General features: G+C 70.8%; 9 protein-coding genes. All 9 read right to left on the bottom strand.

The annotated features are described in order from the left end of the window. Positions 1–555: 555 nt before the first annotated feature. Complete coding sequence (locus AB0K43_RS20205; RefSeq protein ID WP_363641572.1) at positions 556–2079, bottom strand: CoA-acylating methylmalonate-semialdehyde dehydrogenase; 1524 nt, start codon at positions 2077–2079, stop codon at positions 556–558. A gap of 170 nt (positions 2080–2249) precedes the next feature. After that, entirely contained in the window at positions 2250–2954 is a 705-nt protein-coding gene (locus AB0K43_RS20200) for a hypothetical protein (protein ID WP_363641570.1), read from the bottom strand. Positions 2955–3043: 89 nt separating this feature from the next. Beyond that, positions 3044–3499 (bottom strand): hypothetical protein, encoded by a 456-nt coding sequence (locus tag AB0K43_RS20195; RefSeq protein WP_363641568.1) that lies wholly within the window; start codon positions 3497–3499, stop codon positions 3044–3046. Between the two features lie 246 nt (positions 3500–3745). Further along, on the bottom strand, positions 3746–5140 hold the full coding sequence (locus AB0K43_RS20190) for an FAD-dependent oxidoreductase (protein ID WP_363641566.1): 1395 nt from the start codon (positions 5138–5140) through the stop codon (positions 3746–3748). Between the two features lie 58 nt (positions 5141–5198). Then, a complete protein-coding gene (locus AB0K43_RS20185; protein ID WP_363641564.1) occupies positions 5199–6002 on the bottom strand; it encodes an ABC transporter permease in 804 nt (267 codons plus the stop codon). Next, the gene (locus AB0K43_RS20180) at positions 6002–6928 is read right to left on the bottom strand and encodes an ABC transporter permease (RefSeq protein WP_363641562.1); all 927 of its coding nucleotides are present in this window, start codon (positions 6926–6928) and stop codon (positions 6002–6004) included. Before AB0K43_RS20180 ends, AB0K43_RS20185 begins: the two co-directional genes overlap by 1 nt. After that, positions 6925–8070, bottom strand: coding sequence for an ABC transporter ATP-binding protein (locus AB0K43_RS20175; RefSeq protein ID WP_363641560.1), 1146 nt, complete (start codon positions 8068–8070; stop codon positions 6925–6927). Before AB0K43_RS20175 ends, AB0K43_RS20180 begins: the two co-directional genes overlap by 4 nt. Before the next feature lie 49 nt (positions 8071–8119). Further along, a complete protein-coding gene (locus AB0K43_RS20170) occupies positions 8120–9367 on the bottom strand; it encodes a spermidine/putrescine ABC transporter substrate-binding protein (protein WP_363641558.1) in 1248 nt (415 codons plus the stop codon). A gap of 45 nt (positions 9368–9412) precedes the next feature. After that, a complete protein-coding gene (locus AB0K43_RS20165) occupies positions 9413–10942 on the bottom strand; it encodes a gamma-aminobutyraldehyde dehydrogenase (RefSeq protein ID WP_363641556.1) in 1530 nt (509 codons plus the stop codon). Positions 10943–11294: the final 352 nt, after the last annotated feature.

Raw genomic sequence — 11294 nt, 5'->3', positions numbered from 1 at the left:
CGGACACTTCCTTCGAGCCACTCTCGTGAACTCTCCGGGCGCTTCGTTCTTTCGTGTTTCCCAGCCTAGCAGATGTTTTCCGCTCCGTTTTCCGGAGTTTCACTCACCAGCCGGCCGGTCCTTCGTGTTTCCAGCTTATCAGATGTTTTCCGTCCCGTTTCCGGGTCTTCCTCGTCCGATTCGCTTTCCGTCGGCCCGACCTGACGGCCTGTCCGACGTTTCAAACCTTAGCCGATCCCCGCCTCGAAAGGCGAATCCGGCCACAATCCATAAAAGCGCGCACGCCAATTCTCACGGGACGCGACAGAACACGCCCGATTGAATGGGAAGTGGTGGTTCAAAGGATTGGCCGCCCCGGGACCGTCCGCGTAGACACGTGTCCGGTGCTCCCAGCCGAGCGACTAGGGAACACTACCTGCGGTCCGCAGCCGATGCAAACCTCGGCCGACCCGAACGGCCGAGGGCCGCCCGGCGGGCCGAGCCGTCCTGTGACGGCGGGCGGGCCGGGCGGCCCTCGGTGCGGTCGGGCGCCGAGCGGATCGGCGGCCGGTGGGATCAGGAGTTGGTCGGGAAGCCCAGGTTGATCCCGCCGTGCGAGGGGTCGAGCCAGCGCTGGGTGACCACCTTGCCGCGGGTGAAGAACTGGACGCCGTCGGGGCCGTAGGCGTGGGCGTCGCCGAACAGCGAGGCCTTCCAGCCGCCGAAGGAGTAGTAGGCCACCGGGACCGGGATCGGCACGTTGATGCCGACCATCCCGACCTCGATCTCGTTCTGGAAGCGCCGGGCGGCGCCGCCGTCGTTGGTGAAGATCGCGGTGCCGTTGCCGTAGGGGTTGGAGTTGATGAGCTCCACGCCCTCCTCGTAGGAGGCGACCCGGACGACCGAGAGCACCGGGCCGAAGATCTCGTCGTTGTAGACCGACATGCCGGGCTTGACGCGGTCGAACAGGGTCGGGCCGAGCCAGAAGCCGTCGGTGGTCGGCGCGCCCGAGGCGTCCTCGCCGGCGATCGCGTGCTTGCGGCCGTCCACGCTGAGCTCGGCGCCGTCCGCGACACCGGACTCCACGTAGGAGGTGACCTTGTCGCGGTGCTGGCCGGTGACCAGCGGGCCCATCTCGGAGTCGCCGTTGCAGCCGGGGCCGACCTTGAGGGTGGCCATCCGGGCCTTGATCTTCTCGACCAGCTCGTCGCCGATCGGGTCGACGGCGACCAGGACGGACACGGCCATGCAGCGCTCGCCGGCCGCGCCGAAGCCGGCGTTGATGGCGGCGTCGGCGCTGAGGTCCAGGTCCGCGTCGGGGAGCACCAGCATGTGGTTCTTGGCGCCGCCGAGGGCCTGCACGCGCTTGCCGTACCGGGTGCCGGTCTCGTAGACGTAGCGGGCGATCGGGGTGGAGCCCACAAAGCTGACCGACTTGATGTCGGGGTGCTCGAGCAGGCGGTCGACCGCCACCTTGTCACCGTGGACGACGTTGAAGACGCCGTCCGGCAGGCCGGCCTCCTTCCACAGCTCGGCCATGAAGTTGGCCGCCGACGGGTCCTTCTCGGAGGGCTTCAGGACGACCGAGTTACCGGCCGCGATGGCGATCGGGAAGAACCACATCGGCACCATGGCCGGGAAGTTGAACGGCGAGATGATGGCGACCGGGCCGAGCGCCTGGCGGATCGAGTAGACGTCGACACCGGTGGAGGCCTGCTCGGTGAAGCCGCCCTTGACCAGCTGCGGGATGCCGCAGGCGTACTCCACGACCTCCTGGCCGCGGGCGAGCTCGCCGAGCGCGTCCGAGTGGACCTTGCCGTGCTCGGAGACGATGATCGCGGCCAGCTCGTCCTTGCGGGCGTTGAACAGCTCGCGGAAGTTGAAGAGCACCTGGGTCCGCTTGGCCACCGAGGCCGTGCGCCACTCCGCGAAGGCGGCGGACGCGGCCGCCACCGCCTGGTCGACCTCGGCGATCTCCGCGAAGTCGACCTGGCCGGAGACCTGACCGGTGGCCGGGTCGAAGATGTCGCCGCGCCGGGGCGCGGAGCCGGCGGTGGCGACGGGGGCGCCGCCGATCCAGTGGGTGATGTGCTTGCTCAAGGTCTTCTGCCTCCGAAGTCCGTACGGCGCAGCGCCGCCGGTACCGTGCCGGCGCCTCCCGGACGAGGGCCCGGGTGGCGGGAACACGGGGCTCCCGCGCTCAAGCTCCAGTCTGGTGACCGGGCGCGCCGGTCTCAACGAGCAGCATGACGGGGAACCGGGATTCACCCTTACAGGTCGTCGGGCGCCGGGCCGTCGGGTTCACCCTCCTGGGGGTCGGTCTCCTCCAGGTAGGGGTCGTGCAGGCCGTCGGGGAGGGCGAGCGTCTCCATCAGGTCCAGCCGGAGGTCCTGGGCCCAGTTCTGCGCCCAGGCCTGCAGCCCGGGCCGGCCGGGGCCGGTCAGCTCGGCGGCGCCTTCCAGCCGGTCGGCCAGCACGGTGGGCTGGAAGTCCTCGTCCAGTGCGCCGGCCAGCGCCAGCAGCTCGCCCTCGCGGAAGTGGTCGGTGAGGGCGTGGACGGCCACCAGGTCGGCGGGCAGGGCCCGGTCGCAGAGCTCCAGGACGGCGAGTCCGGCCGCGTCCGCCAGGGCGATCACCGGGACCGGGGCGTCCAGCAGCAGGGGTGGGTGGCGCAGCGGCTCCCGGCGCAGTTCGATCGGGCCGGTCGGGCCGGCCAGCTGGATCCGGCGGGGCGTGCCCGGTTCCTCGTGCGCGGGGTGACCGGCGGCGCGCAGGGTCTCGGCGAGTCCGCCGGCCAGTTCGGCCAGCGGGGGGCCTTCCGGGGAGACCAGGACCAGCCCGGTCGAACGGCCGACGGCCAGGCCGTGGGCGCGCAGGGCCTCGGTGCCGGCGAGGGCGAGGGCGTGCCGCAGGCAGTACGGCTGGGCGGTCGCCAGCAACTGCAGGTGCTCCTCGGCGAGCAGGCTCGGGGTCATGCCTCCAGTGTCGCGTCCGGGGCCGGCGGGCGCAGTGGCCACGGCCGCGCCGCGGTGATCGGGAGGCGGGCCAGGAGTGGCCGCCCGTGTCAGTCCGCGGGGCGGCCGAGGTGGTGGCGGGCGGCCGCGTCGTGCAGGGCGAGTTCCAGCAGGGCCGGGTCCACCAGGCGGCCCGAGCCGTCCGGGGGGACCAGCCAGCGCAGGCCGTGTCGTCGTCGGCCCGGGTGCGGCACGGCGACCCACAGGCCGTCGCCGGCCACCTTCACGCCGGTGCCGAACCACCGGGAGGCGGTGCCGACCGGGGTGAGGAAGCCGACCTGGCCGTGGCCGGCCAGGACCGGGCCGCCACCGGGGAGCCTGCGCAGGATGTCGAGTGCGGGCAGGCCGAGGCCGTCGGGGACGGAGAGCAGGTCCCAGTTCTGGCCGGCGGGCAGCAGCAGCACGGCCGAGCCGGCCCGGGCCCAGGTGCTGCGGCAGCCGGACGGGTCCGGGGCCGCATCGGCGAGCCAGTCGAGGGCGGCGTCGTGGGGGTTGCCGGGTGCCATGGTCGGTTCTCCCGCTCGGTAGGTGCTCATCGGGGAGAGAGAGCGGGTACGGGGCCGGCTCTTACACGGGTGCTGCGGGCGGAAGGGGAGGGCGGGGAAAGGGACGTGGGGCGCATCCGGGAGTGGATGCGCCCCAGCGGGCCGGATCGGCGGGCCTGCACGGCGGCTTCGGCACGGCGGCTTCGGCACGGCGGCTTCAGCGCGGCGGCTTCGGCACGGCGGCTTCAGCGCGGCGGCCCCGGCGTGTCAGCTGTCGAAGCCGAGGCCGAGCCGGTCGAGCGTTCGCAGCCAGAGGTTGCGGCGGCCGCCGTTGTGGTCGGCGCGGTCCAGCGACCACTTGGTGATCTCGATGCCGGCCCAGCGGACCGGCTCGGGCGGGAACGGCAGCGGCTTGCTGCGGACCATCTCCAGCGAGGTGCGCTCGGTCAGCTCGCCGGCCAGCAGGTCGAGCATCACCTCGGCGCCGTAGCGGGTGGCGCCCACCCCGAGGCCGGTGAACCCGGCGGCGTACGCGACCTTGCCGCGGTACGCGGTGTCGAAGAAGGCCGAGAACCGCGTGCAGGTGTCGATCGCGCCGCCCCAGGCGTTGGTGAAGCGGACGCCTTCGAGCTGCGGGAAGGTCTCGAAGAAGTGCCGCGCGAGGGTGCGGAAGGTCTCGGGCCGCTGGTCGTACTCGGCCCGGACCTTCCCGCCGAAGTTGTAGATGGCGTCGTAGCCGCCCCAGAGGATGCGGTTGTCCCCGGAGAGCCGGAAGTAGTGGAACTGGTTGGCGCTGTCGCCGAGGCCCTGGCGCCCGCTCCAGCCGATCGAGGCGAGCTGCTCGGCGTTGAGCGGCTCGGTCATCAGCGCGTAGTCGTACACCGGGGCGAGGTACGGGCGCACCCGCTTGAGCAGGGACGGGAACACGTTGGTGCCGAGTGCGACCCGCCGGGCGAAGACCCGGCCGTACGGGGTCCGGACCGCCATGCCGCTGCCCTGCTCGGCAAGGTCGGTGGCCCGGGTGTGCTCGAAGATCCGGACGCCCTGGGCCAGGCAGGCGGCCTTCAGTCCCCAGGCCAGCTTGGCCGGGTGGACCATCGCCACGCCGTCCTTGTCCCAGATCCCGCCGAGGAAGGTCGGCGAGTCGACCTCGCGGCGCAGCTCGTCGGCGTCCAGCACGGTGAGGTCCAGGCCGAACTCGGCGACGGCCTCGGCGACCTCGTGCAGCTCCGCCAGCTGGTGCGGCTGGGTGGCGACGTCGATCTCGCCGGTGCGCTCCCACTCGCAGTCGATGCCGTAGCGCTTGACCGCGTCCTCGATGGCCTGGAGGTTGGCCGCGCCCTGGCGCTCCAGCTCGGCGAGTTCGCCGGGCCAGCGCTGGAGGCCGTTGCCGAAGCCGTGGGTGAGGCTGGCCGCGCAGAATCCGCCGTTGCGCCCTGAGGCGGCCCAGCCGACCTCGTGCCCCTCGACCAGGACGACGTCCAGCGAGGGGTCGCGCTCCTTGGCGATCAGCGCGGTCCACAGGCCGGAGTAGCCGCCGCCGACCACCAGCAGGTCGCACCGGGTGTCACCGACCAGCGCGGGCAGGGCCTGCGGGCGGCCCGGGTCCTCCAGCCAGAAGGGGGTCGGCTGGGCGTCACTGAGCGCACGGGCGGAGTCCATGCTCTATCAGCTACTTTCTGGTCATCGATTGGTGTCGTGCGGCCTGACGGGAGTCGTGTCAGGCGCGCGCCTTTCGCCGGTTGCCGATCGCCTGGCCGACGACGGTCAGCACCACCGCGGCGAGGAACATCGCGGTACCGATCACATTGACCTGAACCGGGATGCCACGCTGGGAGGCGCCCCAGACGAACATCGGGAAGGTGACCGTGGTCGGTCCCGAGTTGAACTGGGTGATGATGAAGTCGTCGAAGGAGAGCGCGAAGCTGAGCAGCGCGCCGGCCGCGATGCCGGGGGCGGCGAGCGGCAGGGTGATCTTGAGGAAGGTCTGCAGCGGGGTGGCGTAGAGGTCCTGGGCGGCCTGTTCCAGCCGGGGGTCCATGCTCATCACGCGGGCCTTGACCGCGGTCACCACGAAGCTGAGGCAGAACATGATGTGCGCGATCAGGATCGTGGTGAAGCCGAACGGGATCCGCATGTTGAGGAAGAGGGTGCCGAGCGAGGCGGCCATCACGACCTCGGGCATGGCCATCGGCAGGAAGATCAGCGCGGTGGTGGCGGAGCGGCCGCGGAAGCGGTAGCGGGCCAGCGCGAAGGCGACCATGGTGCCGAGCACGGTGGCGCCGAGGGTGGCCAGGGCGGCCAGCTTCAGGCTGAGGGTGAGCGAGCCGCACATGTCGGCGACGCCGCAGGGATCGGTCCAGGCGTCGGTGGAGAACTCCTGCCACTCGTAGTTGAACTTGCCCACGGGCTTGTTGAACGAGAAGGCGAGCACCACCAGGTTCGGCAGGACCAGGTAGGCGAGGGCGAGGATGCCGGCCAGGACCACGAGGTTCCGGCGGATCCATCCGATGGTTCGGGTCATCAGACCAGTTCCTCCGTTCCGGCCTTCTTCATGTAGACCGTCACCATCCCCAGGATCAGGGCCATCAGGATGAAGCTCAGGGCTGCCGCGGTCGGGTAGTCGAGCACGTTCAGGAACTGCTTCTGGATGCCGTTGCCGACCATCTGCTCGCTCGGCGAACCGAGCAGCTGGGCGTTGATGTAGTCGCCGGAGGCCGGGATGAAGGTGAGCAGGGTGCCGGCCACCACGCCGGGCAGCGAGATCGGGAAGGTCACCTTGCGGAAGGTGGTGAACGGCCGGGCGTACAGGTCGCCGGCGGCCTCGTGCAGCCGGGGGTCGATCCGCTCCAGGGACGTGTAGAGCGGAAGGATCATGAACGGCAGGAAGTTGTAGGTGAGACCGCAGACCACCGCGAGCGGGGTGGCCAGCACCCGGTGCCCGGAGGTCAGGCCGAGTGCGTCGCTGATGTCCAGCAGGTGCAGCGTGTTGAGGGCGCCGACCACGACGCCGCCGTCCGAGAGGATGGTCTTCCAGGCGAGCGTGCGGATCAGGAAGCTGGTGAAGAACGGGGCGATCACCAGGATCAGGATGACGTTGCGCCAGCGCTTGCTCGCCTTGAAGGCGATCGTGTAGGCGAGCGGGTAGCCGATGGCCAGGCAGAGCACGGTCGCGGTGGCCGCGTACGAGAACGAGCGGACGAAGTGCCACTTGTACTCGACCAGCGCGTCCCAGTAGGTGGCGACGTGCCAGGTGACCTTGAAGCCCTCCTCCAGCGAACCGGTCTGCAGGGAGGTGGAGCCCTGGTAGACCATCGGCACCGCGAAGAAGACCACCAGCCAGGCGATGCCGGGCAGCAGCAGCCAGTACGGGGTCAGCCGGCGGCGGGTGCGCTTCGGTTCGGCGAGCGGGACGACCTGGGGTGGCGCGGCCTCGGTGGTGGTGGTCATGCCGCCGCCTCCCCGGTGCCGGCGTCGATCGCCTGGGTGGCGTCCATGCCGAAGGAGTGGGCCGGGTTCCAGTGCAGGACGACCGGGGCGCCGGCGGCTATCCGGATGTCGCGGTCCATGTTCTGCTCGAACACCGCGAGCTCCTGGCCGGTCTCGGCGCGCACCACGTACTGGGTGGAGACGCCGATGAAGCTGGAGTCGACCACCGTGCCGGCGACCTGGTTGCGGCCCTCGGCCACCGGGCTGTCGGCGTGCGCGATGGTGATCTTCTCGGGCCGGATGCCCAGGTGGACCTTGGTCGCCTCGGTGGCGCAGCGGGCCTTCGGCAGCGCCAGCCGGACCCCGGAGGCGCTCAGCAGCAGGTCCTCGCCCGAGCGCCCGGTGACCTCGGCGGGGATCAGGTTGGACTGGCCGAGGAAGTTGGCCACGAACGTGGAGGCCGGGTTCTCGTAGAGGTCGGCGGGGGCGCCGAGTTGCTCGATCCGGCCGCCGTTCATCACCGCGATGGTGTCGGCCATGGTCATGGCCTCCTCCTGGTCGTGGGTGACGTGGACGAAGGTGATGCCGACCTCGGTCTGGATCCGCTTGAGTTCGAGCTGCATCTGGCGGCGCAGCTTGAGGTCGAGGGCGCCGAGCGGCTCGTCGAGCAGCAGCACCTGCGGGTGGTTGATCAGCGCCCGGGCGACCGCGACGCGCTGCTGCTGGCCGCCGGAGAGCTGGTGCGGCTTGCGCCGCGCGAGCGGGCCGAGCTCGACCAGGTCGAGCATCTCCTCGACCTGCTTCCTGACGTCCTTGCGGCCGCGGCGGCGCAGACCGAAGGCGACGTTCTCGAAGATGTCCAGGTGCGGGAAGAGCGCGTAGCTCTGGAAGACGGTGTTCACCGGGCGCTTGTACGGGGGTAGCGCGGTGACGTCCTGGCCGCCGATCAGGACGGTGCCGCTGCTGGGCTCCTCCAGGCCGGCGATCATGCGCAGGGTGGTGGTCTTGCCGCAGCCCGAGGCGCCGAGCAGGGCGAAGAACGACCCCTGCGGCACGGTGAGGTCCAGCGGGTGGACGGCGGTGGAGGCGCCGTAGGTCTTGCTGATGCCGGTGAGGCGAACGTCTCCGCCGGCGGCCGCGGTGTCGCGCAGCTGCTCCGTCATGGTGTCCCTCTGTCAGATGCCGTACGGGGTGCCCGGAGGCCGAGTGGGGTCAGGCGCCGATCAGCTTGGAGAACTTGTCCTCGAAGTCGCTCTCCTCGGCCTCGGTGAGGCTGCGGAAGGCGTGCACCTTGGCGGCCATCTCCGGGGTGGGGATCACCAGCGGGTTGGCGGCCGTGTCCGGGTCGAGCGCGGCGAGCTCCTCCTGGACGCCGGTGACCGGCGAGACGTAGCCGATCCCGGCCGTCAGCTCGGCTGCGATCTTCGGCTGGTAGTAGAAGTCGATCAGCAGTTCGGCGTTCTTCTTGTGCTGGGCCTTGGCGGGTATCAGCAGGTTGTCGGTCGAGGCGACGTAGCCGTGGTCCGGGATGACGAACTCGATGTCGGGGTTGTCGGCGCGCAGCTGGATCAGGTCGCCGCCCCAGGCGACGCAGGCCGCGATGTCGCCGGAGGACAGCTCCTGGCCGTAGTCGTTGCCGGTGAACTTGCGGATCTGCTTGCTGTCCACCGCCTTCTGCAGCCGGTGGATCGCGGCGTCGTAGTCGTCCGCGGTGAACTTCGCCGGGTCCTTGCCCATCTCCAGCAGGACCATCCCGACCGTGTCGCGCATCTCGGAGAGGAAGGTGACCCGGCCCTTCAGCTCGGGGTCGTCCAGCAGCTGGGTGACGCTGGTGACGGCCTTCCCGCCGGTGGCCTTCTTGTTGTAGGCCACCACCACCTGGATGCCGGCCCAGGGGTAGGAGTACAGCCGGTTCGGGTCCCAGTCCGGGGCCCGGAAGCGGTCCTCCAGGTTGGTGATGGCGTGGGTGAGGTTGGCGGGGTCGAGCCGCTGCGCCCAGCCGAGCCGGATCAGCCGGGCGGCCATCCAGTCGGTCAGCACCATCAGGTCCCGGCCGGTGTCCTGACCGGACGCCAGCTGGGGCTTGACCTTGCCGAAGAACTCGACGTTGTCGTTGACGTCCTCGGTGTAGCGGACCTTGATGCCGGTGGCGGTCTGGAACTCGTCGAGGGTGGCGTGCTTCTGCTCGTCCTGCGCGTCCACGTCGATGTAGAGCGGCCAGTTGGAGAAGTTCACCACCTTCTCCTCGTCGGAGTGGTCCGGGGCGGCGACCGCGTCACCGGTGGCAGAGCTCCTGGCCGGCGGGATCCCGCAGGCGGCGAGGGTGCCGGCGCCGGCCGCGACCACCGAGGCCTGCAGCAGCGCCCGCCGGGTCAGTGCGGCCCGGCCGCTGGTCAGACTGCGTTGCCAGGCCTTGCGGACCGGATCCGGCAGGCTGCCGGTGATCTCGTTGAGCTCCATGCGGGGACACCCTCCTGGGGGAAGAGGACAGGAGACGACAGGGGATTATCTGTCTCCGAAGATCGTGCGGTGCCAGTCCTTGCGGGCCACCGCCGTGGTGTCGAACATGACGTGCTTGACCTGCGTGTACTCGTCCAGCGAGTACTGCGACATGTCCTTGCCGTAGCCGGAGGACTTGTAGCCGCCGTGCGGCATCTCGCTGATGATCGGGATGTGGTCGTTGACCCACACGCAGCCCGCGGCGATCTCCCGGGTGGCGCGCAGCGAGCGGTGCACGTCGGTGGTCCAGGCCGAGGCCGCCAGGCCGTACGGGGTGTCGTTGGCCAGCCGCAGGCCTTCGTCGTCGCTCTCGAAGGGCAGCACCACCAGCACCGGGCCGAAGATCTCGCCCTGCACCACCTCGCTGTCCTGGGCGACGCCGGTGATCAGGGTCGGCCGGTAGTAGGCGCCGCGGGTGAGGTCGGTGCCGTCGTGCCCGGTGTCCGGGGCCTGACCGCCCGTCACGATGGTGGCGCCGTAGCCGCGGGCGCGTTCGACGAAGCCGGCCACCCGGTCCCGGTGGGTGTACGAGACCAGCGGGCCGAGGTCGGTCTGCGGGTTGAGCGGGTTGCCGAGCCGGATCGCGGCGAACAGCTCGGCCACCCCGGCCACGAAGGCCTCGTACAGCGGGCGCTGCACGTAGGCGCGGGTGGCGGCGGTGCAGTCCTGGCCGCTGTTGATCAGCGAGGCGGCGGCCGCGCCGTGCACGGCGGCCTCCAGGTCGGCGTCGTCGAAGACCACGAACGGGGCCTTGCCGCCGAGCTCCAGATGGGTGCGCTTGACGGTGGCGGTGGCCAGCTCGGCGACCCGCTTGCCGACCGGGGTGGAGCCGGTGAAGGAGACCATCGCGACGTCGGGGTGCGAGATCAGGTGCTCGCCGGCCGGGCGGCCGGCGCCGGTGACCACGTTGACCACGCCGTCGGGGATGCCCGCCTCGGTGCAGGCCCGGGCGAACATCAGCGAGGTCAGCGGGGTCAGCTCGGCGGGCTTGAGCACGATGGTGTTGCCGGCCGCGATCGCCGGGAGGATCTTCCAGGCGGCCATCTGCAGCGGGTAGTTCCACGGGGAGATGGAGCCCACCACGCCGATCGCCTCGCGGCGCACGTAGGAGGTGTGGTCACCGGAGTACTCGCCGGCCGCCTTGCCCTCCAGGTTGCGGGCCGCGCCCGCGAAGAAGGCGGTGTTGTCGACCGTGCCGGGTACGTCGAACTCGGTGGCGAGCTTGATCGGCTTGCCGGTCTGGGCGCTCTCCGTCCGGGCGAACTCCTCGGCCCGCTCGCCGAGGATCGCGGCCAGCTTCAGCAGCGCCTCGGAGCGCGCGCCGGGGGTGGCGCGGGACCACTCGGGGAAGGCGGCCTTCGCGGCGGCCACCGCGGTGTCCACGTCTCCCGTGGAGGCGAGCCGGACCTGCTGCACGACGCTGCCGTCGGCCGGGTTGACGACCTGGAAGGGCTCCGTGCCGGTGCCTTCGGTCAGCCGGCCCGCGATGTACTGCGCGCCCGCGCTGAAGTCGGTCAGGTCCATCTGTTCCTCCATGTGCCCGATGATTCGACGGCAGCGGCGTGGGGGTGCCGCTGCCGTCATGCTGCACGCGCCGACGGGTCCGGCCCGGTACTGCGCCGGGCGCGGCTGGTCGAGTCGCGCTAGCAGCATCGGTCGGCCCGCGAGGTCTGATCGCCGGGATTGCGCGATCCTGACAGGCGCGGCCGGTGGCCACAAGGGATTCCGCTGTTGCCATCTGGTTACGCGACGGATTCCGGCGGAATCGGCCGCAGGCTGCCACTGCCGACCCGCTGACGATGCCCGTTCCGGTGACCGGGTGACAAGGGTCACTGCGACAGGGCGGGCGCCGAGCGCCTTACAGGGTGCAAGGCCGCATCGGTGTGAC

Source organism: Kitasatospora sp. NPDC049258 (assembly GCF_040678895.1).
Taxonomy (GTDB): Bacteria; Actinomycetota; Actinomycetes; order Streptomycetales; family Streptomycetaceae; genus Kitasatospora.
Note: the sequence above shows the minus strand (reverse complement) of the source record. Positions and strands in the feature narration are given on the sequence as shown.

Excerpts from the sequence above, each read along its gene's own strand:
- AB0K43_RS20200 (WP_363641570.1), bottom strand. The coding sequence starts at position 2,954 with ATGACCCCGAGCCTGCTCGCCGAGGAGCACCTGCAGTTGCTGGCGACC.
- AB0K43_RS20195 (WP_363641568.1), bottom strand. The coding sequence starts at position 3,499 with ATGGCACCCGGCAACCCCCACGACGCCGCCCTCGACTGGCTCGCCGAT.
- AB0K43_RS20190 (WP_363641566.1), bottom strand. The coding sequence starts at position 5,140 with ATGGACTCCGCCCGTGCGCTCAGTGACGCCCAGCCGACCCCCTTCTGG.
- AB0K43_RS20185 (WP_363641564.1), bottom strand. The coding sequence starts at position 6,002 with ATGACCCGAACCATCGGATGGATCCGCCGGAACCTCGTGGTCCTGGCC.
- AB0K43_RS20180 (WP_363641562.1), bottom strand. The coding sequence starts at position 6,928 with ATGACCACCACCACCGAGGCCGCGCCACCCCAGGTCGTCCCGCTCGCC.
- AB0K43_RS20175 (WP_363641560.1), bottom strand. The coding sequence starts at position 8,070 with ATGACGGAGCAGCTGCGCGACACCGCGGCCGCCGGCGGAGACGTTCGC.
- AB0K43_RS20170 (WP_363641558.1), bottom strand. The coding sequence starts at position 9,367 with ATGGAGCTCAACGAGATCACCGGCAGCCTGCCGGATCCGGTCCGCAAG.
- AB0K43_RS20165 (WP_363641556.1), bottom strand. The coding sequence starts at position 10,942 with ATGGAGGAACAGATGGACCTGACCGACTTCAGCGCGGGCGCGCAGTAC.